Genomic DNA, 26558 nt, shown 5'->3' on the forward strand with positions numbered 1-26558 from the left:
CCCTCACCACCAGCTCCGAAGCCATGATCCACGTCGCCTCCATCGACAACCTCACCAAGCGCATAACGGACGAGACCACACCAACCTGGCGAGGAGCTTACTAGGGCATAAGCGGCAATACGCCTACTTCAAACGCCCTCTCAGAACCTACCGAAGGCGACGAAGAGGCAGATGAGCAGGAGGAGCATATTGGTTCCGAAGACCTGCTTGTACTCCCGAAGGCTCCAGTGCGCGGCGGCTGCACCGATCATGACCGCGACAAGGCCCACGGCAGCCAAGGGGGTCAGGAGTGGGGCTATGCCGGTCAGTTGGGGAGCGATGAGCCCGAGTGCCGCCACGATCTCGAGCGCCGCGACCACACGGATCACCGGCAGGGAGAAGGGCGCAACGCCGGTCTGGCCCGTGGCAATCATTGCCTCCTTCGTCTGCGTCGACTTCAAGAATCCTGAACCCAGGAAAACGGCAGCCAGCAGGCCCTGCGCGATCCACAATGCGATGTTCATCAAACCACTCCCACTATCCGTGTTAGTTGATCAGCTGTGCTGGCACCGCTCAGGAAGCGGGCTGCTGGAGGAGCCCCTCGGCGAGGTCCACGAAGGTAGCCACCAACCGGTCCTCATCGAGGCTGCTGGGGTGGGTGCCGAACACGTCACGCAGTAGCCAGAAGTGCGAGACGGCCCCCACAAGCACCACCGCGATCGCGTCCCAGTCCCGTTCACCAGAGTCGGCCTGCATGCGCAGCCACTGCGCCACCGCGGCGTGGATGCGGCGCATCTCGCCCTCGCGGACCTCTTCCAGCAGCGCCGGAAAGGCGGCCAGGTCGCGCACCATGATCCGGTTGAGGTCGCGCTCCTCGTCCAGACGCCGCAGGCCGGCACGAGCCAGTGTCGCCAGACGCTCGCGCAACGGCAGCGCCGCTGCGGCCTGCATACCACCGAGGAGTGCGAGCAGCCCGGCGTTCTCGGCGACCTTCGAGCGCACACCCTCGGCCAGCAGCGCCTCCTTGGAACGGAAGTGCCGGTAGAGGGCTCCGGACCCAGGTGAGAGCCCGGCGGCCCGTTCAATCTCGGCGATCGTCGTCTTGGCATAGCCCTGCTCGCCGAAGAGCCGCATGGCCTCAGCCACGATGCGCGTACGACTGTCCATGCTTCTTCACCTTCCTACAAGTAAGCACTTACTTATCATCCTAGCGAAAGCTGCGACGCACACAAGAGCGGGCGGACGGCAGGGGCGCGGATGGTAGCCGCGCCACCCCCAGGGCGATGCCGCACGGTGACAGCAACCCGGATGGACCGGTGCTGGGAGTACGGCGCGGGCGCTACGCCGCGGATGGAGTGGCACTTGGGCCGGGAGCCCCCAAGGCGGCCCCTGGAGCGCTCCCTGAATGCGATCCGAGTCGGCTTCGGCTCGGGTACCCCCGACGAGCACGTGGAGTGCTTCGTCCGCGCTGTGAAGGATCTCGTCGCGGGCGGCGCGAAGTGGCAGTATCCGCATGGAAGAGGGCCGCCGCACCCTGGCCGTCTGGCATCGTTCGGACCATGACCTACTGGGACCCGATACCGACACTCGCCATACTGCAGCCCGGGGCCGAGCCGGCCTTCGGTTCGGGGTGGATGGGCCGGTGGGAGGAGCGTAACTGGCGCAACGTACCAGGCCCGTTCTACGGGGCGCAGACGGACACCTGCTGGACCGGGCGGCTGCACGCACCCGACCTGATCCTGTACGACGACGTGTATGGCCAGGAGTTCGTCTACCGCCAGCCCCGCAACCCTGAGGAGGTCAAGGACCTCCTCACGGCCGCCTGTGAAGAGACCGTCGCCGGGTACAACCATGATGGAGACCTGCACTGGACCCCGGATTCGGTCCGGGCCTGGTGGCGGGACCGGGGGCGGGTGCGTGCGTGGGCGACGTCCCTTGGGTGGAGTGACTGGGTGACCTCCGAGCACCCGGAGGAGAGGTCTGCTGCCGCCGCAGCCCGCCACTACGCCGCATACGTCGACGCAGGCTTGGCGGAGTATCTGCGCGGGTACCTGTTCTGGCTCGTGGAGGGCCGCCCGGCCGCGCACGGCCAGACCCTGCCGGAGCTGGCCGCATGACGTACTGGGACCCGATGCCCAGCGCACGCGTGCTGGAAGACGGGCCGCTGCCTGACCCGGACGGCGGAACGTGGCTGCCCGATCCGGCGTACGGAGGGTTGTGGAATCCCCGGCCCGACCGCTGGGCGCAACGCGACTGGCGCAACGTGCCCGGGCCGTTCTACGGAGCTGGGACCGACAGCTGCTGGATGGGCCGGCTGATCGCCCCGGCCAACGTGCTCTACGAGGACGACTGGCACGGGGAGGTCGTCTACCGCCAGCCCCGCAACCCGGCGGAGACCCGCGCAGTCCTGGGAGCGGCCGCTCAGGACCCGGTCGCGGGCTACGCCTGCGACGGCGACAACCACTGGACGCCGGAGCTGGTCCGCGCCTGGTGGCAGGAGCGGGGCAGGGTCCGCGAGTGGGCGGTGGCCCTGGACCGCAAGTGGTCCGGGTGGGAGCGCGAGCAGGAGCGGGAGGCCGCCGGCGGCGCACGGGCGTACGTGGCCCACATTGATGGAGAGCTGGGGGAGTACCTGCGCGGCTACCTCTTCCGCCTGGCCGAAGGCCGCCCGCCGGAGCGGGGCGAGACCGTGCCGAGTCTCTGAACAGGGGCACCCAGGACATCCCGAGGGGCCTCGCGGATGGGCCGGGAGTCAGGATCCCGCCCGGCTGGACGGGCCCTGGCGGCGAACCCCGCTGGAAGCGTCAGGCGTCGAAGCCGATCGCGAAGGCCGCTTCCAGGTCAGGCTCGGAGTACGTGCGGAAGGCCACGTGGGTGTCCGTAGCCTCGACGCCCCGGGATCGGGCACGCTCACCCACTCTCCGAACGTCGAATCCGCCCTAGCCTCGCCGTTTCGGTTGGGGTGATGAGACGTCGCTGATCGTCTGCTGCCAGGTGGGCGAGGTGACTTCGTTGCTTGAGCATGGCGGAGTCCCGGCGCGGGGGTCGGGTTCTCCAAGGTCTTTCGGGTCGTGGGCTGTGAGGGGTCTACTGGTCAGCCAGCGGGACGGGGCAGTGCGGCAAGGCGGTGGAAAGCCGTGGCCAATTCGTGTCTCCAGGGCCGGGTCTGCGATATCCGCAAGCGCAGTCGCCGACCGCCCCTGGTGAGGCGGGCGGCGACGTGCAGCAGCCGGTAGCGGAGCTTCCTCGGCTCGGCGTCAGCCAGCTCCCCGTCCAACAGCAGGACGCGCATCCAGGCCAGCAGGTCGATCGCCGCGACGCTGAGTTCGAGCCAGGCCGAGTTGATCGCGAAGTGGCGGGAGGGAAAGCGGCCGAAGCCGGTGGTCCTGCCGCACCGGATATGGTCCTCGACGGTGGCATGCCCGCGGTGACGGACCTCCAGGAACTGGGCGGAGCCACCACCGGAGTAGGGAGTGTCGGTGAGAAACACCTGGTGCCGCAGGCCCTCGTCCTGGTCGAACAGGGACAGCTGCCGCGCCGGGGTGCGGTCGCTCGCGGCGCACGATGATGCGCGTGCCGGCCGGATAGCCGGTCAGCTCGGCCATCCCGGTCAGCTCGGCGGCCTCGGCACCGGCACGGAGCGAGCCGTCCTGGTCCAAAGCGGGATGCCAGAGACGGTCGGGCATGGCTCGGATCGCGTGGCGAACAGGCTCGGTGACCGCGCATCCGACTCAGAAGAAGGTACGGATTCCTCGTTTCCGCGCATCTCGGACATGGGTGAGGAAGGCCCTCGCGGATCCGGCGCTGTCGGTGCGGACAAGGATGTCAGTGCCGTGCCGGTGGGCGTCGGGGATCTGCGCGAGTGCCTGGTCGAGCACCGTGATGTGGCCGCTCGCCAGAGGACTTCGTTCTGGAGACTGTGTACTGGGACGCGGGCACGGCAGGCTATTGCCCCGGCTGCTCAAGGGGCGTACGAGCGGGCCAGTGTTCGTCACCCACCGCCGAGCTGGCCCTGGGAAGGTGATGGGCCCGCGAGACGTGTGCTTGGACGCAGGCTTCGCCCGGCTGTCATACGGCCAGGCCCGCGCCCTACTGGATGGGCATACCGCAGTTCGTGGACCTGGCAGCGGTTGGGACCTTCACGAGTACCGGCACTCTGCTCTCACGCACCTCGGCGAGCAAGGCGCGTCACTGCTCATGCTGACGGCCAAGTCGCGTCACAAGAAGCCGGAGAACCTCCGGCGTTACTTCAAGCCCTCACCGGCGGCCATCGCCGAGCTGACCAGCCTTCTGGCCCCCGGTGACAGCCGGCGGTGAGCCAGAACCTTGATCAACCTGTGTACGGACGGCAGGCGGGGGTGGATCGGACTCGCGTAGATCGCACACCGTCCGCCGGTGCGCGCTGCGCAGGGAGCCCGATCGAACGATACCGTCACCCTCCGCGACCTCCCCCCAAGATCTCTGCCAGAACCCAGGAATCACCAACGTTCGCTCTCCCCTCTCCGCTCTCGGACAGGCACAAATTCTGTGAGGATGATCAACGAGTTTGGCCTCGGTGACGTAGCGTCGTCTGGGGCCGCCGCGTGATCGTGGGGGCGATGCGCGGCAAGTTGGAGGAGGGGCAGTCAGTGCGGTTGCGTGATGTTGGGCTTGGCGACGTCGAAGCCTACGTTCGGATGCGATGCGACCCGGCCATGATGGTCGACCTCGGCGGACCGCTCCCTCCCGAAGGGATGGCGGCGAAGGTCGAGCGCGATGTTCAGAGTGCGGCAGCGGGCACTCAGTGGATCAAGATGATCATTCCCGACGAGACCGAACCGGCGGTGCTGGCGGGAACCGTGACTCTGTGGTCCCACGACACTGACGGCCAGCAGACTTCCGAGATCGGCTGGATGGTTCTGCCAGAATTTCAGGGACGCGGCCTAGGCAAGTTGGCTGTCCGCACATTGCTTGAACTGGCCCGCGATGAAGATCGGTGGGGTCTCGTGCATGCGTTCCCGGCGATAGCTAATGCTCCATCGAATGGCATATGTCGGTCCCTCGGCTTCAGGTCCGTAGGTGAGGAAGATGTGCCTTTCGCCGACCGGGTCCTGCGAACAAACCACTGGACCATTGATCCTCGCACCGAACTGAAGTGAGGCTGCGGCACGTCATGACAGTTCGGTATTGAGCCATGCGGACAGCGACTCGGTCACATGTCCGTGAGGACGATCAACGGGTGCTGTCACCGCCTACGGACCACTCCTGGCCGAGGGGCGGTCAGCGGTCAGAAGGCTGGCGAGGTCCAACCCGCTTAGCGCTGAAAGTGCTCACGGGTGGCCGCTCGGCCCGCTCCGCCCCCAGTTGGGCGAGTGCGGCGAGCTGCTCGGCGTCGAGTCGGTCGCGGCGGGCCTTCTGGTTCCCGATCCAGATGCCGGTTTGCGGGCGGTACTTGTGCCGGTCTGCCAGGTGAGGTTTCGTGTTTCCCAGCCGAGTGGGAGTTGGGGGAGGCCGATGAGGGCGTCGATGCCGAGGTGTTCGAGGAGGAGTGCCTTGAGGTGTCGGCCGTCGATGAGTTCCAGTCGATGCAGCGGAGCGAAGTCGTGACTGGCTTTGCCGAACCAGGCGGTGGTGACGACGATGCCCTTGGAGGCGACTTTGTCGTCGGCCCTGGTGGCTTCGTAGGCGAGAACTGCTTCTCCCCTATGCAGCCAGAAGCGGCGCCCACCACCTCGTCACACTGGCCGAGCTTATGGCTCCGATGAGGTCTTCGGCCGTGCGGAAGCCCGGGCCGCCGTGGCTTCCTGGTGCCCGGGCGCGTGAGTGGGTCGCCTGCGATGGCATGGCACCCGGGCGGCGAGGTCTGCTGCTTATGTCATCTCGTCGCGGATCGCGTTGCGGTGTTCCTCGTAGATGAGCCGCGCGTCATCGCTGGGGAGCGCCTCGGTGGCGAGGCCGCAGGTGCACGTCACGACGGTGAGGCCGGATGGAGTGCGCAGTGTGTGCCCCTCGGGGCTGGTCCAGGCTTTACCTGCCGGGTTCTCGTACCGGAGGTTGTGGCGGTATTGGGGAGCGCCGACATGGCTCGGTGTGCAGCCGGTGCTGGTCTGGTCAACGGTGGGGCGATGCTCGCTCATGGTTCCAGTGTGGCGAATCAAGACAGCCGCCTCATCACTGCCTTCACACGACGCGCTGAAGGCAGTAACGCCGGATACCGCCGCACCGCCGAATCAGTGAAACCAACGGTCGAGGCTTGAGTCGGGGCGCGCCCGCGGTCCTCGGCGGCCTCGCGCGTACTGTTCCAAGGCGTGACGTGCACGGGGCTTCACGGAAACCCCAAAAGCCCAGGTCAGAACCTTCCTGCGGAAGCTGCCGAAAACGCTCCGCTCCCATTCTCGGAACGCTCGCAACCGGCACCCTGACCCGCCCGCCGCTGCTCATCCTCGGCCGCCACGACGCCGCGGGCCGGCTCCGCGCGGTGGGCCGGACGGTCCCCCTGCGCTCGGACGCGGCCCGGCAGGTCGGGGAGCACCTGGCCGTGACCGGCCCCGGGCACCCCTTCGAAGGGGTGCGATCCACGGCGGCCCGGGGGAGCCGTGATGTCCTGGACACGGTGCTGGTCCGCCCGGATCTGTTGGCCGAGGTCGCGCTGATCGGGCCGTTGACCGGGCCGTTGACCGGGCCGTTGACCGGGCCGTTGACCGGGGCGCTTTCCGTCACCCGCTCCGCTTCAAGCGCTTGCGCTTGGACATGCCGGTGGAGGACATTCCGCGGTTCGGGGCGGGGCTGGCTGCGGCTGCTGGCTGAGCACCCCGCAGGGGCCGCGCGGGATACCCGGTGGCGCCCTGGGGGGAAACTCCTGGTGCAACGCTCTCTGAAATCTGACCCCCATGTTGTTGGTCGCCGAGTGCCCTGATCACTTCGGCAGGCTGTCAGCCGTGGATGTCAGAATCGGCGGTACGGCGCTATGCGACTACTTCTCCGCTGCTGACGACCAGGCTGCCATCGCGGTCCTGCAGTCTCCGGGAGGGCCGGGTCGGGCAGAGCTCGACGTGGTCCTCCTCAAGAACATTGACCCGGTCGTCGCGATTGCCCAGCTTGAAGCCATCATGACGGGCTGCAGTTACGAGGAGGCCAGCGAACGCCCACGGTCCGGGCAACTGCTGTCATCGCCGGAGGACGGCCCTCCCTTCGTGGTCTGCTTGTCGGACACCCTGTTCGATACCCTCGTCACTGCGACGGATGACGACCTCGTTCGCTTTGCAGAACCGTGGTCGAAGACCGACGAACTCCGGCAGATTCGGATCAGCGTTGAGGTTGCGGCGGATGTTCTGAAGGGCCTGGTTGGACTGGCTCAGCGCGCCCGGGCCTCCGGTCAGCGGTTGTATTGCTGGTGGGCGCTGTGAATTACCGGCGTCCAGCGCCGTTTTCCTTGTTCAGCAGTGCGTGTCGTTGGCGGGTGCGGTAGGAGTCGCCGGTCAGGGTGAGAACCTCGGCATGGTCGGCCCAGGACCTCACGATGCCCCGTCGTGTGGGGCAACGATCGGCAAACGGGTGATCCCAGGACCACCGCGGTCTTCGCCCGCCCGCCCATGGGGAAACGTTCACCTGCGAGGCGAATGCCGGGATCTACTCCCGGACCACCGCCACTTCGCGGCGAGCCGCCCTCCGACCGGATGTGAGGCCGGGCGGAGGGCGGCGCAAAGCCAGACGGTGGCTCCCGGTAGGGCGGGGCCGGCCGTCAGTCCCTGGCGATGGCCATGCCGAGGAAGATCCCCACCAGCAGCGAGACGCTGCCGGTGACCATCACGGACCACGTCCCCGCGTGCGTCGCGGTGAACGTCGAGGTCATCCCCGCCTGCGTAGCCGCCTGCGTGGCCTGCGCCCCGGCCATGTTCGCCTCCTGGACGGCCAGAGCCGTCTCCAGCTGCTGAATCTTGTTCTCCAGATCAGACTGTTCCATCGTTCGGTTCCTTTCTCACGGTGTGCCGCCGAGATGCTCCCGGCATATCACCGTCCATGGCTTCCCCGTGACGCGGACACGGTCGCGCCGGCTGCCTGCGGTGCACTCGTTTGCCGACGACGGGCGCCCTCGCCGGAGGTCGGCGCGTTACGCGGAGAGAGTGGGGGACACAGCCCTACCAGCCTGCTGGCACCATCTGGACGTCCCGCGGCCGGCGCCGAATCCACGACGCTCGGCGATCGTCGGCAAGCGCCACAGGCGGAGCCGGTAGCGGTAATCCAGAAAGCGCCCATGGGGGTGTCAGGTGCACGGCGGCGCGTGGCAATGGAAATAATGGCTGATATGCGGACGTACTGGGTGTGTCAGTTTCGGGACGGCCCGGAGCGCAAGGTCGTCGAGGTCTTGGCCGAGCAGGATGGAAGGCCCCGGCAGATCCGGGTACGGGAGTGCCCCGGTACGCATGGGCTGGTGGACGGGTACGTGCTGCAGCACGTCGATGCGACGGCCCGGGCTGCCGTCTACACCTGGGTGCGGCGCGGTGAGCCCGAACCGGTTGCTGCCCATCTGCTGGAGCTCCTGGCCGAGGTCTGCCCGCAGGAAAACGCCTGGTGATGTTCGACCCCTCGGCTGGAGAGCGGTCGCCCAGGACGCGGCGGGGACGCTGGTTGAGTTGTTGCTCGACTTGCGCGAGGTCATGCGCGGTGTATCGGGTCAGGTCGGTCCCCTTCGGAAAGTACTCGCGGAGCAGTCGGTTGGTGTTTTCGTTGGTGCCGCGTTGCCTGGAGTGGCGCGGGGCAGCCAGCCGTCGGCGAAGTCGGAGCGGTCCCGTGCGCGCTGCGCCCGCTCCTCGAGGAGCCGACGGAAGCCCGCCGACGCGTAGCGCTCCCCGGTGGCCGCCCTGGCCTAGGGGATGCCGGCCACCGTGGCGGCGGCGCTTCCGAAGCCATGACCAGGCCCACGTGGCCCTCGCTCTCGAAGTGCTGGCCCATCTATGGCGCGCCATGGCCGAGTTCACCCGGCGTCACATCAACGTCGCCCCGGCCGCAGGCCACATCGAGGCCCCGAACCGGCGGCATGGATCACGTTCCGGGCGAGGCCTGGTGAGGGCAAGGCGCGGATACTCACGTGCGGGAGGGTGCCTTTATCTGGATTCGCACGAGTCATGGCTGGCGAGTCCGCGCCATGGCAAAGACTTGCCTTCGTCAGGCGTTCACCTGCGGATTGGCAGCCAGTAGACCCATGGCATGTTCTCAACCTCACTATCGTCCGCTTTCCGCCGCAGGCGCTGGCAGTTGGTCTCGGCCGCCACCGCGGTGCCGCTGCTGGCGTCGGGACTCGTAGTTCTGCAGACGCCCGCACAAGCCGCTCCGAGCAAGCCCACCGTTCCCGCCAAGCCCTCGGCAACCCACAAGGTCACCCTGATCACCGGCGACGTCGTCACGGTCACCACAATGGCCGACGGCAAGCAGACCGCCGACGTCGACCGGCCGGACAACGCCGTCGGCGGCGTGAAGATCCAGCAGATCAAGGACGACCTGTTCGTCATCCCGGACGAGGCGGCGCCGCTGCTGGGCACGGACAGACTGGACCGGCGGCTGTTCAACGTCAGCGACCTGATTGAGATGGGCTACGACGATACGAAGTCGGCCGCGGTGCCGCTGATCGCGACGTACGCCGAGCCGAACTCCCGCTCGGCGGCCCCGCCTGCCGCCCCCCGGGGCAGCAAGCTGACCCGCGACCTCAAGAGCATCCGGGGTGCCGCGCTCAGTACCGAGAAGCAGCAGGCCCGCACGTTTTGGACCGATGTCGCGCCGCGGGGCAGCGCGTCGTTGGGTGCGGGCGTGGCGAAACTGTGGCTCGACGGGCGGGTGAAGGCCAGCCTGAAGGAGAGCGTGCCGCTGATCGGCGCGCCCGAGGCCTGGGCGGCCGGGTACACCGGCAAGGGCGTCAAGGTCGCGGTGCTCGACACCGGCATCGACGTCAACCACCCCGACTTCGCCGGCCTGATCGACGGCACGACCAGCTTCGTGCCGGGTGAGGGCGTCACCGACGTCAACGGGCACGGCACGCACGTGGCCAGCACGATCGTCGGTTCGGGCGCCGCCTCCGGAGGCGACAACAAGGGTGTCGCCCCCGGCGCCGACCTGTTCGTCGGCAAGGTGCTCGGCGGCGCGGAGGGCTCCGGCCAGGACTCCTGGGTCATGGCCGGCATGCAGTGGGCCGCCGAGTCCGGTGCGGACGTCGTCAACATGAGCCTCGGCAACTCCTACCCGACGGACGGCAGCGACCCCATGTCGCAGACTGTCGACGCGCTGTCCGCGCAGTACGGCACGCTGTTCGTCATCGCCGCCGGTAACGCGGGCCCGGAGAGCATCTCCGCCCCGGGCGCGGCCGCCTCGGCGCTGACGGTAGCCGCCACGGACAAGCAGGACCGGCTCGCGTCCTTCTCCAGCACCGGCCCGCTGGCCTACTCCGGCGGCATGAAGCCGGACATAGCGGCACCCGGCGTGGACATCACAGCGGCCCGCTCGCAGGAGATGACCGACGGTGGCCAAGGCCTCTACCGCACCATCAGCGGCACATCGATGGCTACCCCTCATGTGGTCGGCGCGGCGGCGATCCTGGCCCAGCAGCACCCGGACTGGACCGGCGCGCAGCTCAAGGAACACCTGATGAGCACCGCGAAGGGCTTGGACGGCGGATACTCGCCGTACGAGGTCGGTGCCGGACGGCTCGACGTGGCCGCCGCCGTGCGCACCACGGTCCGCGGCACCGGACCGCTCTTCTTCGGCGATTACACCTGGCCGCACGAGCCGGGCGACACCGCCGTCACCAAGGACCTGACCTTCACCAACTCCGGTTCCACCGGCATCACGCTGAAACTGGCCCTGAGCAACGACGGCGGCCCCTTCACTCTGGGAGCCACCACCGTGACCGTCCCGGCGGGCGGCACCGCCGCCGTCCCGGTGACCGGCGACCCGCGAAACGCCTCGGCAGGCCGGCACGTCGGCTACGTGACAGGCACCGACGCGGCCACCGGGAAGCCGGTGACGCGCACCTCCGTGGCGCTCATCAAGGAGGAGGAGCGCTACGACCTGAACATCAAGCTGGTCGGCCGGGACGGAAAGCCCGCCGCCGGGATGGTCGCGATCAACCTGGCCGGCGACTTCTGGCCGTGGTCGGTCTACGTCGACGGCTCGACCACCATGCGTATGGCGCCGGGCCTGTACACCACCGCGGCGTACCTCGACGTGGCCGGCGAGAAGGCGGACCGCTCGGGTCTGGCCGTGCTGGTCGATCCCGAGACCGTGATCAAGGACCGGTCCGCTGAGGTGGTGCTCGACGCGAGCAAGTCACGCCTGCTGCAGACCGAGGCGCCGCAGCGCACCCAGGACCGTCAGCGGAAGGTCGACTTCAACGTCCACTACAAGGGCTTCGACCCCTTCATGGACTACCGCAGCGCGTACGTGCTGCCGCCTTCGTACGACGACGTCTACGTCGCGCCGACGGAGCCGATGAAGCAGGGCGAGTTCCTGCTGGTCACCCGCTGGCGCAAGGGCGAGCCGCCGGTCAGTCTGAGCACGCCGGGCGACCGGCTTCGTTTCGAGACGCTGATGCAGGCGGGCAGCGCCCTGGGCACGGCCACGGACCGGCGGGACGCCGTCTACGCAGGCAGCGGCGCGGCGGACGCGTACGAGAAGGTCAAGGCAAGGGGCAAGGCCGTCGTCATCGAGCGCAGCGACAAGGTGTCGCCGCAGGAGCGGGCCGAGGCCGCGGTCGCGGCCGGTGCTGAGGCGCTGATCGTGGTCAACGACGGGGTGGGCGCCCTGATGGAGTACGTCGGCGAGTCGACCGTCCCGGTCGTCTCCGTGCACCGCGACGCGGGCAAGACCCTCATCGCGATGGCCAAGGCCGGCGACCTCAAGCTGACCGTCCAGCAGACCGAGTACACGCCTTTCCTCTACGACCTGACCCGGGACTACCCCGGGCAGGTGCCGGACCGGGCCCTGGTCTACAAGCCGACCCGGGGCGACCTCGCCCGGATCGACGCGCGCTACTACTCCGCCGCGGGCGGCCGGTTGGCGGAAGGCTACCGGTCCGACTTCACCCTCAGCCCGTCGTTCAACTTCGCCGAGAAGGAGTGGCACCCGGGTACCCGTACCGAATGGGTGACCCCGGGACAGGTCTGGAGGGAGTTCCACACCCAGGGCGTCGACGGAGCCCTGCCGTGGTCGATGGTGTCGGGCGACAATACGTATGCCAAGGGCAGCGCCACCCGTCTGGACTGGTTCGCTCCGGCGACCCGGCCCGGTCAGAGCGAGTCCTTCGGTGTGTACAACTCCCGCTGGGGGAACTACATGACCTGGAACGTGCAGGCGTGGGCCTCCGCCAGCGACAACATGCGGCTGGGCGGCTACCTGCCGTGGGGCGAGACGCCGTCCCACTTGCAGGTCTTCCAGGGTGACAAGCTGATCCACGACAATCCGGTCGGCGGAGACATGCAGTGGCAGGAAGTGCCGGCGGGCAACCTGCCCTACCGCGCCGTCCTTGACGCGGAGCGGCCCGCTGGCGCCTTCCGGCTGTCGACGCGAACCCACACCGAGTGGACGTTCATGTCGGACACCGTCGACTCGGACCAGTTCGAGCCGTTCCCGGTGCTGAGCCTGGACTACAAGCTGGAGTCGGACCTGCACGGCGACGTCAAAGCCAATGCGACCCAGCAGATAGCACTCAAGCCCGTGTCCCTGAACCTCGCCGCCGTGCCGGGCACCGTGATGACGGTGAAGCTGGACGTCTCGTACGACGACGGCGCCACCTGGCAGAAGGTGGCCTTGACCAGGGGCGCCGACGGCTACTGGAAGGGTTCGTTCAGGACGGCCAAGAAGCCCGGCGGCTTCGTCTCGGTCCGCGCGAGCGCCGATACGAAGAGCGGCCTCAGCGTCGAGAACAGGAGCATCCGGGCCTACGGCCTGCGATGAACTGCATCGTCGGGCCCCGGGGAGGCGATTCCCCGGGGCCCTTCCCTCCACACCCGATCCCAGCAGGCACTATTCAGTGTCTGCCGCCATGGCGCATACTCTCTCCGCTGCGGAAAGCGGAAACGAGGCGGTCGCCGATGCTGGACGTTTTGGGCCTCGAACCCGATGACGAGCGCGTCTACCGGGCGCTCCTCGGACTGCCGAACTCCACCGCAGTGCCGCTGTCGGAGCTGCTCGGCCTCTCGCAACGCCACGTCGACCAGGCGTTGTCCCGCCTGGTCGGGTGGGGCCTGGTGACCAGGTCGGCGGATGAGCGGTTCACCGCCGCGCCGCCAGCCATGGCGCTCGGCGCTCTCATCAGCCAGCGCCGAGACGGCCTGCGCCTGGCCGAGCAGGCACTGGTGACCTTTGCCGAGGAACACCGGGCGGCGATGACCGGGAGCAGCATCAGCGACCTGATCGAGGTGGTCACGGGCGCCGACGCCATTCGCCATCGCTTCCTACAGGTGCAGCAGGCGGCCCGCACTCAGGTCCGCAGTTTCGTCACCGCGCCGTTCGTCGCCTTGCCGCCGGACGAGAACACGGCCGAACCCATGGCCATTGGTCGCGGCGTGCACTTCCGGGCGGTATTGGACCGGACCGTGCTGGCAGAGCCGGGCATCATCGACGAGGCGATCGATTCACTGCACAACGGTGTGGAACTGCGTGTCGCCGACCAGTTGCCGATGAAACTCGTGCTGGCCGACGCCGACCTCGGCCTTGTTCCGCTCGCGGTCACACCAGCCGGAGAGCCCGGCGCCGTGCTGCTGCACCGCAGCGGGTTGCTGGATGCGTTGGACGCGCTGTTCGAGACGGTTTGGCGCACTGCCCACCCACTCGGGCTGTCGGGCACCGGCGGAGAACCCGGAACCACCGTCGAGCTCGGGTCCGGCGGCCCCACTGACGTCGACCGGAAGATCCTCGCGCTCCTGCTGGCCGGTCTGACCGACCTGACGGCCGCGGCACAGCTTGGCCTTTCACCGCGTACGCTGCACCGACGCCTGCGCCACCTCATGGACATGGCCGGGGTCCGGACCCGGATGCAGCTCGGCGGTCATGCCATCCGACACGGCTGGGTGGAGCCGCACTGAAGGCCTGGTGCCGTTCACCATCGTCCCGGGTTCGTGTGAGGCCCGGTGTGACGCACGCACAGCGGGCCAGGTTTCGTCACCGCATCCATGTGGTGTGCGCTCGGTCGTGCCTGGCGGGGGACGGACAGCTCGAACCACGTGGTCTTGCCGATGGTCGTGTGGGCGCTGCCCCAGTTGTGGGCGAGAGCGTCGACGAGCTCGCCTCGCAGGTCGGAACCGTACTGTCCTGGAGGGCGGCTCGGTCGGCGACCTTGCCACTGCGGTCGAGCCGCCGTGATCCGTTTGCGGAGAAGGCTTCTTCAGTTGCTGCGGGGGCCGCGGGCCGCGGCCCCCGAGCGAATCGGGTGGGCTACCTCGGGCTGATCGTGACCTTGTAGGTGGCTCCGGCCCTGCCGTGGGTGCTCACGGTGACGGTCTGGCCGTGGTCGTCCCAACTGGCCTTGCCGCCTTGGATATCGATGCGGTAGCCGCCTGGGTACGTGTCCCTGGGTACGGTGATCTGGGTGGGCCCCTCTGCGTTGTCGCGGGTGCGGAAGGTGAGCGTGTAGGTGCGCGTAGCCGGGTCGTACGCGAACTTGAGCGGGTCGCCCGCGACGGCCCGCGCGTACGGCTGGACGAGCAACTGGGCGTTGGGCTTCGCGGCGCCCGTCTGGTCGAGGAAGCAGTAGCCGCCGCCCCGGCACCACTGCCACCACGTCCAGCCACTGGAGAAGCGGTCCAAGGAGGCCGTCATGTCGGTGACGAACTGGCTTGCGTGCGGAACGTAGGGGTTGCCGCCCCACTCCCCCACGATCACCGGCATGCGGTTACGGGTCGGGTAGTCGCTGATCGCGGCCTCGTAGGCGGGGATGAAGGTGCCGTTGGGGTCATAGTCGGCGCCGGTTTCCATCGCGGTCTCGTAGAAGTGCGGCGCGTAGCCGGCGTGCGGGTCGTCGATGTGGCCCATCTGGGTTGGGACGCCGAGACCGACGATGACGGTTGGTTCGACGAATACCCACGACCTGTGGTCGACCAGGCGGATCGCCTGGGCAAGGCGGTTCCACAGCTCGGTGAGCTCGGTGGCCTCGAAGCGAGCCGCGGCGGCGGGGAGGTCTTCGCCTTCGAGGAACTTCGCGAACGGCTCATTCATCAGGTCGTAGCCGAGCAGCGCCGGGTGCCTGCCCAGGGCGGAGGCGACCGTCATCCACATGCGAGCGTGCGCGGCGCGGAGGTCGGCGTCCTTGTACAGGTGGTCAAAGGCGGTCTGTACGGACGGCTGGAAGTACCCGGCGAACCAGTCGTCGGGTGTGGGCGTGAACGGTAACCCCTCGTCGCGGGTGGCCCAGTCGGGGATGCCGCGGGAGCCGAAGCGGGGGCCGTATACGTCCTGGTGGGCGTCGAGGATGACCTTGATGTGGTAGCGGTTGGCCCAGTCGAGGATGCGGCGCATCTTGGTGAGGTAGCCGCGGTCGTAGTGCCCGGGGGTGGGTTCGAGGTCGTCCCAGAGGAACGCGAGGCGCGCGAGGTTGAAGCCCCGGGCGGCCATGTCTTTGAGGTCGCTCTCGTGGATGTCGGCGAACGCGTTGGCGCCTCGGCTGTTCTTGTCGGCGAGGTTGAAGCCGCGCCACTGGAGCGCGCGGCCCTGGCCGTCGGCGATGAAGGTGCGGTCACCGACAGTGACCCGGTCGGGGGCGCGGTCGGGGTCGGCCTGGGCCTGCGCGGGGAGGACGCCGAGCAGGAGGGCGGCCACGGCGAGGGCGACGGGGGCGACGCGGGAGGTCAAGCGCATGCAGGAGAGCCTTTCGAGGATGGCTGCTTGGGCGCGTGCTACTGGCCGGTCGGATGTTACTGGCGGGTGGGTTAAGTTCCCAGGATTTCGCGGGAGTTGGCGGGACTTCCTTCTTTACGGGCTTCCCCGGCGTCATCGCCGGGGGTTCCTCGGGCTCTTCGCGTCGCCCGGCCCGCGCCAACCGCCTCAAACCCGGCTACCTGCACGGCATCCTCACCGGCTCGCCGAACTGGTTCGGCACACCCCGCCTCGAACGTCTCGCGCTCCTGACCGGACACCCGCCAGAATTCCTGCAACACGTCCTGGCCCATACCCGTTCGTCTCACCGGCGCTGCAAGCCGAGCCTGGCCTCCGCACCTCCCAAGAAGATCGACAAGGGAGAGCTTCGGACGGGCCCTCATTTGCCGTAAGGCCTCGCGGTCCGCCGCTTGAGCTCCCGCCTGCGACCGCCTGCGAGGGCCTGCCGTCCGCTGGGCTTTTTGGAGGCGTTCGGCGGGCTTGCCCTGTGTGTGAGCGGCGAAGCTTGGGCTGTGGGCCGTAGGCCCGCGAGGAGGTGGCGGGGTGACGCTCAGGCCGCCGGCCCGCCTCCGGATCCCAGGCGAGGAGTTCGCCATCAAGGACCAGGCCGCCGGGCAGTGCGGGCTCGGGGTGCTGCGCCCGGTACGGCTGACCACCGCGCCAATCTCACATCGCAGTGTTCATTCGAACTCGGCTGTGTTAGAAAGTGGGTATGGGAGTAGCGAATCGTCTGGATCTGACATTGCGGCTGGTGCAGGGCGCGGGCCGGGTTTCCGTCGCGGAGTTGTCGCAACGTCTGGGCGTCTCGGAGATGACGGTGCGGCGCGATCTGGACGAACTGGAGCGTCAGGGGCTGGTGAAACGGGTGCGTGGCGGCGCGGTCGCCACCCGTTCGCGTGAGGAGGAGGCCGGATTCGCCGCACGGGAGGGATGGCAGGCGGCGACGAAGGACCGTCTGGGGCGCGCGGTGGCGGAGTTGGTGGAGCCGGGCTCCACGGTGCTGCTCGACGCGGGTACGACGACCGTGCATGTCGCTGAACACCTGTGCGCCCGGGCGCCGTTGACGGTGGCGGTGCTCAGTCTGCAGGCAGCGGTGCGGCTTGCGGACCGGCCGGGTATCCGACTGCTGGTGATCGGTGGCCAGTCCCGTCCGGGTGAGCAGTCTCTGGTCGGCCCGCTCGCACTGCGCGCCCTCACGGCGATGGCGTTCGACGTGTTCGTGATGTCGATCGGGGGTGTGCAGGCCCAGCACGGGTGGTCGGAGTTCTCTCTCGACGACGCCGCCGTGAAACAGGCCGGACTCGCCCAGGCTTCGCGGACGATCGCGGTGGCCGATGCCACCAAACTCGGCGTGCGCGCCTTCAGCCAGGTCGCCGCCGCAGGCGCGGTGGACACCTTCGTCACCGATACCGCCGCCGATGACGCCGCCACTCACCCCAAGGGGCCTGAAACGCTGTCGGCCCTGCGCGACGCGGGCGTCGACATCGTCCTGGCCTGACGGCCTCCCGTTCCCCCGTCCTGGCCCTGTCGGCCCAGGACCCCGACTGCGTACGGAGTGATGTCATGCCTGCTTCCCCGCATCCGCTGATGATCCTGGTCGCCGGCCCCTACCGGTCGGGCACCGGGGACGATCCCGTCAAACTCGCCGCGCACGCACGGGCGATGAACGAAACCGCTCTCGACCTCTTCAGTGCCGGACACCTGCCGGTGACCGGGGAGGCCCTGGCCCTGCCCCTGCTGGAGATCGCAGGCAGCGCCCGCCCGGGAGACGGCCCCTTCGAAGAGATCTTCCACCCCGTGGCCGAGCGGCTGCTGGAGCGCTGCGACGGGGTGCTGCGGATCGGCGGCCCCTCGGCGGGGGCGGACATGATGGTGGAGCAGGCCCGTGCCGCCGGCAAGGACGTCTACACCGCCCTCACCGAGATCCCGGTGGCACGATGACCGCGGGCATCGACACTCCCGACCGCCGGGGCCGCACCGGCCTGGACCGCCAAGGCCGCGACCTGACCGGGAACCCACGGGTGCGGGTGCGCGAGGTCGAGGTGCTGTCCTGCGACTGGTACGTGCTGCGCAAGACGACCTTCGACTTCCAGCACGCCGATGGCCACTGGAGCCGCCAGCAGCGCGAGACCTACGACCGGGGCGACGGCGCCACGATCCTGCTCTACGACCCCGACCGCCGCACCGTACTGCTGACCCGACAGTTCCGCTTTCCCGCCTACGCCAACGGTCACCGGGACGGAATGCTGGTGGAAGCTGCGGCCGGCCTGCTGGACGGCGACAGCCCGATCGAGGCAGTCCGCCGGGAGGCGCAGGAGGAGACCGGACGCGTCATCGGCGAAGCCAGCCATGTCTTCGACGTCTACATGAGCCCCGGCTCGGTCACTGAACGGCTGCACTTCTTCGCCGCCCCCTACAGCCCGGCCGGTCCCACCGCCCGCGGCGGCGGTATCGCCGCGGAAGGCGAAGACATCGCCGTCATCGAACTGCCGTTCACCGAAGCCATCGCGATGATCCGCGACGGGTCCATCGCCGACGCGAAAACCATCATGCTGCTGCAGTGGGCCGCCCTGGAGGGCCCGTTCCGGCCGACGTCCGCACACCAGGAACCCACAAGAACGCGCAGTGAACCAGCGCGAAGCCCAGCCCGTATACCCGCGGAGCCGCAGGCGCGGCTCCTGCACGACGCCTATGTGGCAAAGATCAATGCGGCGGTCGCCTCCGGCCAGGAGCACCTGGTCACCGAACTTGCCGCCACCTACGAACGCGAGTCCGGAGAACAGTCCGGAACAGCGTGCTGAGCTCGGTCTGAGCCGACTGTACCCGTCGACCTTGTGTAGTCCGGCGAACAAATGGGCGTCCGGCATGATCCCGTCGGCCGCGATCTCGTGGCCGTCGCCAGGGCGAGGGCTGCAACCGTACTTCGCTGACGCACCAAGGCTTGGCGACGACCCGGTGGCGCGGAGCCCACACCGGGGTACCGCGGCGGCTGAGGGTGGAGCCGGTGATGCCCGGAACCGCCATCACCACGTCACGCAGGAAGCGGTGCTGCACGTGCTCGATGAACGGGGCGAGGACACCATGCCGCGATCCTGCGCCGAGGCGAGAAGCCCTGATGGGTTTTTGTTCCGGTAGCGCCGGACCGTCTTGCGGTCCAACTGCAGTCGGCGGCCGATGACGTTCAGCGACAGGCCGGTGGCGGCGAGCTCGTTATCGTCGCGTGACCAACTTCCTCAGAGAACACCAGACGATCCTGCTCGCCGTCTTCACGGTGCTCATCGGCTTCATCGGCGCCTGGCTTGGCGCCAAAGACCAGGCCGGTGGCGGCATCGCGCAAGCAAAGCCGCCAAGGAAGCCGCCGAGACAGCAGCCGCAGCTACCCTCCAGGCCGGCCGGGAACAGACCGACCGCGCCGCAGCTCCCGCGCACGCCGACGCGAAAGCCCAGGACGCCAAGGTGGGCCTGTCTGGTTGCGTAGGCCACCTCCGAGAACGGTTTTTGCGGCGTCCAGGAACGTTTCGTGGTCACCAGTACCCGGGACGCCGGTCGGTGCGAGGCAGGAACACCTCCCGACCATCGGGGCCGGATCCCTTGGTCCGGCGACCGGCCGGCTGTGGGCCAGGCCGGCTGCGGCCTTAGGGTTCGGGATCATGACGAGGACCACGCCACCGCGCCCGCTCGACGTCGAGGTGCTCTTCCCCGGGCTCGCCGCCCACCGCGGCACGACCACCCGGCTGCACCCGCGGCCGGGCAGCCCCGACGCGTCGGCGAGCTCCGTGGGCGGGCCGATGCTCTGGCCGGCCGACGAGCCGTGGCCGGTGTGCACCGATCCGCACCCCCACGGGCGCGGCCGGCGCCCCGCAGACATTCACCGGGAGCGGCAGCTCCTGGCCGCCGCGTGGGCCCGGGACCAGGACTCCGCCCCCACGGACGAGGAGCGGCGGCTCCTGGAGGAGCTCAGGCGCAGGCACCGGGCGGCGGGGGAGAGCGGGGAGGCGGATCCGCTGCCGATGATCGGTCTGGCCCAGCTGTACCGCCGGGACGTGCCCGACCTGCTCGCGGGGCCGGAGGACTGCGATCTGCTCCAGGTGTTCTGGTGCCCCTTCGACGCACACGGCGAGAAGCGGACCGGCATGCTGCTGGACCTGCGCTGGCGCCGGTCGTGGGAGGTCGTCAGGGCGTTGGCGCAGCCGCCCGTGCCGGAGGTCGTGGGCTTCGAGGGTTACGTACCCGAGCCGTGCGTGCTGCACCCCGAGCAGGTGGTCACGTACCCCTTCGCCGGGCTGCTGCCCGAAGAGCTGTGTGCCCGGATCGAGGCCAGGGAAGAGGCCCTCGAAGAGGAGGCCGAGGAAGCGGACGCAGAGGAATGGGACTGGCCGACCTACCAGTTCGACCTGTCCATCCCGCCCGGCTGGCGCGCCGGGGGCTACGTGTCCTGGAACCTGACCGACGCCGCCGCCACGGACTGCCCGGCCTGTGCGGCCCCGATGGAACTGCTGCTGACCATCGACAGCTCGGAGTGGGACGGCGGCAGCGGCAGCTGGATGCCGCTGGAGGAACGGGACCCGGCCGTCGGCGGGGGCGGGGCGTCCACCGGGGTCACAGTGGGCCGCTGGGGCAAGCTGAACATCTTCGCCTGCCCCGCCGACCCGGGACATCCGCACCTCAGGAGCATCCAGTAGCTGCCGTACGGGCCACCGCGCGAGGACGCGCGGACGCTGGCCCCGGAGCCGGCGGCGAGATGCCGGGCGTACCGGGCCTCCCGGGCACTCGGCATCTGGCCCACCGCATCACCACCTGTTCCGAGTCGACCTGCCCACGAGAAGGGCTTCGAGCAAGTACCGGCGCGTTTCCAGAACTCGGCAACACCAAGGGGGCCCGGGCCTGGACCGCGATCCGTACCGAGGGCATCGCCGAGCAGTTCGGTCTGCACCCCGGTACACCGGGTGGCGCGAGGAGTATGGGGCGATTCACTGGGCCGTCGTCGGCCTGGGCTCCGGCCGCCGCCAAGCGGGCTACCCCACACAGCCCAGCACCGAGGTGGGGCTCGCCCGCACGATGGGCGTCTGAATCACCCACAGCCGAAACCCAGGCAAGCACGCGCCAACGTCGATCGCGGCTCAGCCCGTAACCCTCAGTGACGGGAGTGGTCCCCGGCGCGCCGACTACCGCTGGCCATACTCGCCAACCGCGATTTCGTCACGCTGACGCAGGGCAAGGCATATTTGCGGCTTCGGTCTGTTCGGGTGAGGGAAAACAATCCCGCGCCGTGGGTGGAGGCAGTGGCCGCCCAGCGTCGGGCGACGCCGATGCCGCTCAGCAGTACTGGGCCGTAGCAGCGGCCGAACCCGCGCTGTAACCCTTCTTCCAGTTCGGGTCCAAGCCGGCCGATCCGGTCGGCGGTTCCTTCTGGCAGTCTCCCTTTATGTCATTGAAGCCCTTCAGATAGCCTTCGCTGTATTGGTCCTTGGCCTGTTGCTGCTCATTCTGATTCTGACCCGCCGTGGTGCACGTGACCAGTGGTCCCACCGGGTCGGCAACCTGGTCCACCGCCTGGGCCGTTATGGTCCCAGCGATCAGAGAAGCGGGCGTGAAGGAGAAATTGCCGTTTGCGTCTGATTGCGGGAAGCCCAGGTTTTGCCCGTGGACTTGGATCCTCAATACTGTTGATGGAGTCCAACCCTGGCCCGATATGGCCGGCGCCGTTGAGGCGTCGCCCTTCGGTGCGCTGCACGTGGCGGAAGGTGTGGCGGCATTCGACGAATTCGCCATGAGTGACACGTATCCGAACACCAGTGAGGGCACCAAGAGGGGCGTCAACAGGGTAATGCGAATGTTCCTGTTCACTATTGTCTCCTCTGGGCATGGCATAGTGGGAACGGTCGAGGAGAACCCCCACTCTTTGCAGTGTCCCGCTGGCTGTGTCCCCTGTCGACCCAGGATTCCACGATCCGTAGCCGGTCGTTGGTGGCGGTCATGGAGGTGGCGGTCATGGCGGTGTCGACCCGAGGCAAAGGCGATAGTGAGGTTGACCCCGGGGAGTGGACACCGGGTTTCATGCGACGAGTGACGGTACGGGGTCGGCGGGAACCGCTTTCTCTGGGAGTGGATGGGGTGTGGTGTGACGTGGGGTGATGGGGCTTCGTCAGGCCCTTGGGACTCGTTCTCGGGGGGTGTGGCTCTGCGGCGAGTTGTTGTACGACTCGGAGCAGGAGTTGCTGAAGCAGGCGTTTCCCGTGCTCCTGCCGTCTGGGCAGAGGTACTGGACGTCCTCGATGACGACTCGGAGGTCGTCCCACCCGCTGATCACGGGCTTCGGATCTGCGGTTCGGGCGCAACCGGGAGGAGCTGACGACGGAGCCCTACGCCTGGCTCCGCCGCGGTGTACCTGGGCTGCGCTGCGCTGCGGGGACCAGACAGCGCACCCCGCTCGCCGTGGTCATGGTTGCGGCCTAGCGTGGAGAAGCCCGGACCCGGCCCTTGCCAGGGGCCAGGGCCTCCTGCCCGGCCGTCCGATACGGATCCCGGGTCGGCTGCAGGGCTCTGGGTCGTAGCAGGCCGCACAGCCGCACATACATCACCGGTGTTCGCGCCGCTGATGGGACGGAGACAAATGGCGCAGTCGTCGTGGAGTGAGTACAGGCCGGGGCAGCAGTTCCCGGGGCTGATCGGGCGGACGACCGATGAGTCGAGCCCGGCGTGGCCGCAGCCGGTGCGGGCGGTGGCGGGTGCGCCGAACGTGCTGTTCATCGTGTTCGACGACACGGGGTTCGGGCAGCTGGGCTGTTACGGCAGTCCGATCGAGACGCCGAATCTGGACGCGCTTGCCGCAGGCGGGCTGTTGTACAGCAACATGCACACTACCGCGCTGTGCTCGCCGTCGCGCTCCTGCATCATCACGGGCCGCAACCACCATGCCAACGGCATGGCGGCGATCACGGAGCTGGCCACCGGGTACCCGGGCTACAACGGGCAGATCCCGTTCGAGAACGGGTTCCTGTCGGAGATGTTGCTGCAGCACGGCTACAACACGTACATGGTCGGCAAGTGGCACCTGATGCCCTCGGAGCAGGAGTCGGCGGCGGGCCCGTACGACCGGTGGCCTCTGGGGCGGGGCTTCGAGCGGTTCTACGGGTTCCTGGGCGGCGACACGAGCCAGTGGTATCCGGACCTGGTGTACGACAACCACCAGGTCGAGCCGCCGGCCACGCCGGAGGAGGGCTACCACCTGACGGAGGACCTCGTCGAGCGGGCGATGTCGTTCATCGCCGACGCCAAGCAGGTCGCCCCGGACAAGCCGTTCTTCCTGAACCTGTGCCCCGGTGCGACGCATGCCCCGCACCATGTGCCCAAGGAGTGGGCCAACCGCTACCGGGGCCGGTTCGACGACGGCTGGGATGCCTACCGCGAGCGCACCTTCGCCCGGCAGAAGGAGCTCGGCGTGGTGCCCGCCGACGCGCAGTTGTCCCCGCGCGATCCGGACGTGCCCGCGTGGGAGTCGCTCACGCCCGATGCGCGGCGCCTGGCCGCGCGGATGATGGAGGTCTACGCCGGGTTCCTCTCCCACACCGACCACCACCTCGGGCGGCTGCTGGACTTCCTCAAGGAGACCGGCGAGTTCGACAACACGCTGATCATGATGGTCTCCGACAACGGTGCGAGCCCCGAGGGCGGCGTCACCGGGACCACCAACGAGCTGCAGGCCTTCAACAACGCGCCCGAGACGCTGGAGGAGAGCCTGGCGCGGATCGACGAGATCGGCGGCCCGGCCACGTTCAACCACTACCCGTGGGGATGGACGTGGGCGGGCAACACCCCGTTCCGGCGGTGGAAGCGGGAGACCTACCGCGGTGGCGTCAGCGACCCCTTCCTCGTCCACTGGCCGGCCGGCATCCGGGCCCGCGGTGAGGTCCGCGACCAGTTCGCGCACATCATCGACATGGTCCCCACCGTCCTGGACGTGCTCGGCATCGAGGCGCCCGCGACCATTCGGGGGGTCACCCAGTCGCCCCTGCACGGGGTCAGCTTCGCGCACACCTTCGACGACGCCGCGGCGGCGAGCCGCCACCGCACCCAGTACTACGAGATGTTCGGGCACCGGGCGATCGACCACGACGGATGGCGGGCGGTCTGCCCCTGGCCCGGCCCCTCCTTCGCCGAGGCCGGGCGGCCTTTCGGCGCCCCGATCACCATGGCGGACCTCGACGACCTCGACGCCCATCACTGGGAGCTCTACCACGTCGACGAGGACATCGCCGAAACCCGGAACCTCGCGCAGGAGCAGGAGCACCGCAGCAAACTCATCGAGATGATCACCCTGTGGTACATGGAGGCCGGCAAACACAACGTGATGCCGATCGACGGCAGTGCCTTTGCGCGCCTGATGACCGAGCGACCGCAGATCACCGAGAACCGGACCAGCTACACCCTGCGCCCCGGCACCCAGGTCCTCCCCGCCGCGGTTGCGCCCCGGGTCCTCAACCGCCCGCACAGCGTCACCGCCGACGTCGAGATCCCGCCCGGCGGCGCGCAAGGCGTCCTGCTCTGCCAGGGCACCAACGCCGGCGGCTGGTCCCTCTACGTCAAGGACGGCCGCCTCCACTACGCCCACAACTACGTCCAGCGGGCCCTGCACCACGTGGTCTCCAGCGAGAGCGTGCCCAAAGGCCGGCACGCGCTGCGTTTCGAGTTCGAGCCCACCGGCGCCCCGGACATCGCCCACGGCAAGGGAGCGCCCGGCCGCGCCCAGCTCTACATCGACGGCCGCCTCGTGGGACAGAGCGACATGCCGGTCACCACCCCGGTCACGTTCAATCCGGGCGGCATGGCCTGCGGCGCCAATCCCGGTTCTGCCGTCACCCCCGACTACCAGGCGCCATTCCACTTCACCGGCACCCTCCACAGCGTCACCGTCGACCTGTCCGGCGACCTCATCGTCGACGCCGAGAGCGAGATGCGCATGCACATGGCCCGCCAGTAAGCCGACCGGTCGGTCGGCGAGTCCATCGTGCGGCAGTTGCACCGGGCCGCCCAAGAGAACGCGTCCCGCTCGGGGTGCCGACGGGACCAAGATCAGACGCAGAGACACCACCGAAGCGATCATCGGCGCCATCACCGGCACCCTCGCCGCCCCCAACTCCTCATCCTCGGCCGCCACGACCGGCCGCCTCCGGCCCGTCGGCCGTACCTCCCGCTGCGCCCCGACGCGGCCCGCCAGCTCGCCGAGCACCTCACCGCAGCCGGCGCTGGCCATCCCTGGACCGGCGCGAAGTCTTCCTCGGCATGGGGCACCCGCGACGTCCTCGACACCACCCTCGTCCAGCCCGACCTCGTCACGGAGATCAGCGCCGACACCTCCATTGACCGCGGCGGCGTCTACCGGCACCCGATCCGGTACGTGCGCCTGCGCCTGCGCCCGGACGCGACGGTAGATGAAGTGCCCGGTGCGGCGGGGGCCCGTCCGCGGCTGCGGGATGACCTGGCGCATAAACCCGATTGTTGGCGGCCCGCGCGGGGAAGTAAGCCGGTCGGGCTGACGCCGGGGCGCCTGGTAGGGCGCCTTTCAGAACGCTCGGCAGGGCGTTCGTCATGGCGTCTGGCGGGGCGCTTCATAGGGCGCGGCACAGCCGTGCGGCGGCCGGACAACGGCGCAGGTCAGACGATGTGGTCAGGGGGAAGCGGCCACGCTGACTACTTCCCTGAGAGACCCTTTCCCAGACCTGGTGAAGCTTCGACTGCCTACCCAACTCCCTCGAGACGGCGCGCCCCCGGCCTCCCAGGCCCGAAGGGCCGGGACACGGGAACAGCACCGGACCCCGAGCCTCAAGAGGCCCGGGGCCCGGTGGGTGCGGGAAGCGGTCAGAGGCGGGCCGGGGCGGCCTGGGTGGTCGGCGCCGGTCCCGCCCAGTTCATGCCCAGCTCCGGGAAGGCGGCGAGCTGATCGGCCGTGAGCTTGTCTCGCCTCGCCTTGGTATGAGAAATCCATACGCCCGGCTTCACGACCACCGGCTCCGCTTCGACGTTGACTGCGATCTCTTCGCTGTGGCCGCGCGGCATCGGCCGGTCCGCGCCTTCCCGCTCCATGCACTGGGCGAGGGCCTGCGTGCCCCGCTGGAACGCCTGCTGCGCTGCGTCAGGAAGGGGCCGCACACTCACGGGGGAGACCTGCTCCTGCGGGCGGGGTGGGCTACGGATGGGGTGGCGGGCAGTCGCCCCGGGAGGCGCCTGGGCCACAGTACGGCGAGGTAGAAGCCGGTGGCCTGTCCGGCGCCGGTGTGGGCGTAGGCGGCCACCGAGACGCCCTTGCCGTTCGCGCAGCCGCAGGCGATGGCCCGGAGGGTGGAGCCGGCGTGGTCGCGGGGGGTGGCCGCCACGATGGCGCGGGAGAGGTCCACGTCCTGGTTGGTGATCTCCACGCAGTAGACGTGGGGAGCCGCGACCGTCACGGCCCCGACTCCCTTGGAGTGCACGACGGATCCGTCGGCGTTGACCAGGCTCCGGCCTGGGCGTGGGGGGCCTGGGAACTGTTGGCGGCCGGGGCGGCGATCGCCATCCCTCCGGCTACGGCCAGCGCGGTTACGCAGAGACCGGCGACCGTGATTCCGGCAACTCGCGTCAGACGGAACGTCAAACCGCTGCCCATCACGTCAGTAGCGTGCCCCCGCTGTTCGTCTGGTGATTTTCACTGGAGGGGGTGGGATCGGTGGGATCTCCTCCCGCGCACCCTGATGCTCTGCTGTGCT

The 26558-nt window shown here is 68.9% G+C and carries 20 protein-coding genes and 7 pseudogenes; 15 read left to right on the forward strand and 12 right to left on the reverse strand.

Annotation, left to right across the window (positions count from 1 at the left end; translation table 11 throughout):
- Positions 1-104: pseudogene (locus ACFWB8_RS21510) on the forward strand (IS5/IS1182 family transposase); the annotation flags it as partial.
- Between the two features lie 36 nt (positions 105-140).
- Here the strand turns inward: ACFWB8_RS21510 and ACFWB8_RS21515 are convergent.
- A complete protein-coding gene (locus ACFWB8_RS21515; RefSeq protein ID WP_385229249.1) occupies positions 141-503 on the reverse strand; it encodes a DoxX family protein in 363 nt (120 codons plus the stop codon).
- Positions 504-552: 49 nt separating this feature from the next.
- Complete coding sequence (locus tag ACFWB8_RS21520; protein WP_385229252.1) at positions 553-1146, reverse strand: TetR/AcrR family transcriptional regulator; 594 nt, start codon at positions 1144-1146, stop codon at positions 553-555.
- Between the two features lie 219 nt (positions 1147-1365).
- Here ACFWB8_RS21520 and ACFWB8_RS21525 point away from each other — a divergent pair.
- The 3 genes and pseudogenes from ACFWB8_RS21525 to ACFWB8_RS21535 all read left to right on the forward strand — a co-directional run.
- Positions 1366-1522 (forward strand): annotated as a pseudogene (locus ACFWB8_RS21525) (cysteine desulfurase); the annotation flags it as partial.
- A 16-nt stretch (positions 1523-1538) separates the two neighbouring features.
- A complete protein-coding gene (locus ACFWB8_RS21530) occupies positions 1539-2096 on the forward strand; it encodes a ferredoxin (RefSeq protein ID WP_385229255.1) in 558 nt (185 codons plus the stop codon).
- On the forward strand, positions 2093-2683 hold the full coding sequence (locus ACFWB8_RS21535; RefSeq protein WP_385229258.1) for a ferredoxin: 591 nt from the start codon (positions 2093-2095) through the stop codon (positions 2681-2683). The genes ACFWB8_RS21530 and ACFWB8_RS21535 overlap by 4 nt, the downstream gene beginning before the upstream one ends.
- A 100-nt stretch (positions 2684-2783) precedes the next feature.
- On the opposite strand, the pseudogene ACFWB8_RS21540 reads toward ACFWB8_RS21535, so the two are convergent.
- Together ACFWB8_RS21540 and ACFWB8_RS21545 are read right to left on the reverse strand one after the other, a co-directional pair.
- A pseudogene (locus ACFWB8_RS21540) lies at positions 2784-2873 on the reverse strand (Lrp/AsnC family transcriptional regulator); the annotation flags it as partial.
- Between the two features lie 200 nt (positions 2874-3073).
- Positions 3074-3884 (reverse strand): annotated as a pseudogene (locus ACFWB8_RS21545) (transposase); the annotation flags it as partial.
- On the opposite strand from ACFWB8_RS21545, the pseudogene ACFWB8_RS21550 reads away from it, so the two are divergent.
- Both ACFWB8_RS21550 and ACFWB8_RS21555 read left to right on the forward strand, forming a co-directional pair.
- Positions 3866-4296: pseudogene (locus tag ACFWB8_RS21550) on the forward strand (site-specific integrase); the annotation flags it as partial. The pseudogenes ACFWB8_RS21545 and ACFWB8_RS21550 overlap by 19 nt on opposite strands.
- Positions 4297-4607: 311 nt before the next feature.
- A complete protein-coding gene (locus tag ACFWB8_RS21555) occupies positions 4608-5117 on the forward strand; it encodes a GNAT family N-acetyltransferase (protein WP_385229368.1) in 510 nt (169 codons plus the stop codon).
- A gap of 171 nt (positions 5118-5288) precedes the next feature.
- On the opposite strand, the gene ACFWB8_RS21560 is transcribed toward ACFWB8_RS21555, so the two are convergent.
- Both ACFWB8_RS21560 and ACFWB8_RS21565 read right to left on the reverse strand, forming a co-directional pair.
- Entirely contained in the window at positions 5289-5669 is a 381-nt protein-coding gene (locus ACFWB8_RS21560) for a restriction endonuclease (RefSeq protein WP_385229371.1), read from the reverse strand.
- Positions 5670-5828: 159 nt separating this feature from the next.
- A complete protein-coding gene (locus ACFWB8_RS21565; RefSeq protein ID WP_385229261.1) occupies positions 5829-6095 on the reverse strand; it encodes a hypothetical protein in 267 nt (88 codons plus the stop codon).
- A gap of 801 nt (positions 6096-6896) precedes the next feature.
- On the opposite strand from ACFWB8_RS21565, the gene ACFWB8_RS21570 reads away from it, so the two are divergent.
- On the forward strand, positions 6897-7364 hold the full coding sequence (locus ACFWB8_RS21570; protein WP_385229264.1) for a hypothetical protein: 468 nt from the start codon (positions 6897-6899) through the stop codon (positions 7362-7364).
- 335 nt (positions 7365-7699) lie between these two features.
- On the opposite strand, the gene ACFWB8_RS21575 is transcribed toward ACFWB8_RS21570, so the two are convergent.
- Complete coding sequence (locus ACFWB8_RS21575) at positions 7700-7921, reverse strand: hypothetical protein (RefSeq protein ID WP_385229267.1); 222 nt, start codon at positions 7919-7921, stop codon at positions 7700-7702.
- A gap of 333 nt (positions 7922-8254) precedes the next feature.
- On the opposite strand from ACFWB8_RS21575, the gene ACFWB8_RS21580 reads away from it, so the two are divergent.
- Positions 8255-8533, forward strand: coding sequence for a hypothetical protein (locus tag ACFWB8_RS21580; protein WP_385229377.1), 279 nt, complete (start codon positions 8255-8257; stop codon positions 8531-8533).
- A gap of 10 nt (positions 8534-8543) precedes the next feature.
- Here ACFWB8_RS21580 and ACFWB8_RS21585 read toward each other — a convergent pair.
- Positions 8544-8714 (reverse strand): annotated as a pseudogene (locus ACFWB8_RS21585) (transposase); the annotation flags it as partial.
- A gap of 451 nt (positions 8715-9165) precedes the next feature.
- Between ACFWB8_RS21585 and ACFWB8_RS21590 the strand changes: the two are divergent.
- Together ACFWB8_RS21590 and ACFWB8_RS21595 are read left to right on the forward strand one after the other, a co-directional pair.
- Entirely contained in the window at positions 9166-12900 is a 3735-nt protein-coding gene (locus tag ACFWB8_RS21590; RefSeq protein WP_385229270.1) for a S8 family serine peptidase, read from the forward strand.
- A gap of 137 nt (positions 12901-13037) precedes the next feature.
- The gene (locus tag ACFWB8_RS21595) at positions 13038-14030 is read left to right on the forward strand and encodes a helix-turn-helix domain-containing protein (RefSeq protein WP_385229273.1); all 993 of its coding nucleotides are present in this window, start codon (positions 13038-13040) and stop codon (positions 14028-14030) included.
- 349 nt (positions 14031-14379) lie between these two features.
- On the opposite strand, the gene ACFWB8_RS21600 is transcribed toward ACFWB8_RS21595, so the two are convergent.
- Positions 14380-15798, reverse strand: a complete 1419-nt coding sequence (locus ACFWB8_RS21600; RefSeq protein ID WP_385229276.1) for a cellulase family glycosylhydrolase — start codon at positions 15796-15798, stop codon at positions 14380-14382.
- Between the two features lie 730 nt (positions 15799-16528).
- On the opposite strand from ACFWB8_RS21600, the gene ACFWB8_RS21605 reads away from it, so the two are divergent.
- The 4 genes and pseudogenes from ACFWB8_RS21605 to ACFWB8_RS21620 all read left to right on the forward strand — a co-directional run bounded on the left by ACFWB8_RS21605 (position 16529) and on the right by ACFWB8_RS21620 (position 20498).
- The gene (locus ACFWB8_RS21605) at positions 16529-17314 is read left to right on the forward strand and encodes a DeoR/GlpR family DNA-binding transcription regulator (RefSeq protein ID WP_385229279.1); all 786 of its coding nucleotides are present in this window, start codon (positions 16529-16531) and stop codon (positions 17312-17314) included.
- Positions 17315-17379: 65 nt separating this feature from the next.
- Positions 17380-17757 (forward strand): DUF4406 domain-containing protein, encoded by a 378-nt coding sequence (locus ACFWB8_RS21610; protein WP_385229282.1) that lies wholly within the window; start codon positions 17380-17382, stop codon positions 17755-17757.
- Positions 17754-18401, forward strand: a pseudogene (locus ACFWB8_RS21615) (NUDIX domain-containing protein); the annotation flags it as partial. The gene ACFWB8_RS21610 and the pseudogene ACFWB8_RS21615, both read left to right, overlap by 4 nt.
- Before the next feature lie 1065 nt (positions 18402-19466).
- Positions 19467-20498, forward strand: a complete 1032-nt coding sequence (locus ACFWB8_RS21620) for a hypothetical protein (protein ID WP_385229285.1) — start codon at positions 19467-19469, stop codon at positions 20496-20498.
- Between the two features lie 634 nt (positions 20499-21132).
- Here the strand turns inward: ACFWB8_RS21620 and ACFWB8_RS21625 are convergent.
- Positions 21133-21663, reverse strand: coding sequence for a hypothetical protein (locus ACFWB8_RS21625; RefSeq protein WP_385229288.1), 531 nt, complete (start codon positions 21661-21663; stop codon positions 21133-21135).
- Between the two features lie 766 nt (positions 21664-22429).
- Here ACFWB8_RS21625 and ACFWB8_RS21630 point away from each other — a divergent pair.
- On the forward strand, positions 22430-24796 hold the full coding sequence (locus ACFWB8_RS21630; RefSeq protein WP_385229291.1) for an arylsulfatase: 2367 nt from the start codon (positions 22430-22432) through the stop codon (positions 24794-24796).
- An 878-nt stretch (positions 24797-25674) separates the two neighbouring features.
- Here the strand turns inward: ACFWB8_RS21630 and ACFWB8_RS21635 are convergent.
- Both ACFWB8_RS21635 and ACFWB8_RS21640 read right to left on the reverse strand, forming a co-directional pair.
- Positions 25675-25971: a hypothetical protein gene (locus ACFWB8_RS21635; protein WP_385229294.1), complete on the reverse strand. Its 297-nt coding sequence runs from the start codon at positions 25969-25971 to the stop codon at positions 25675-25677.
- Positions 25968-26285: a hypothetical protein gene (locus ACFWB8_RS21640; protein WP_385229297.1), complete on the reverse strand. Its 318-nt coding sequence runs from the start codon at positions 26283-26285 to the stop codon at positions 25968-25970. The genes ACFWB8_RS21635 and ACFWB8_RS21640 overlap by 4 nt, the downstream gene beginning before the upstream one ends.
- Between the last annotated feature and the right edge of the window lie 273 nt (positions 26286-26558).

The sequence above is a fragment of the Streptomyces sp. NPDC060031 genome (assembly GCF_042736805.1).
Classification (GTDB): domain Bacteria; phylum Actinomycetota; class Actinomycetes; order Streptomycetales; family Streptomycetaceae; genus Streptomyces.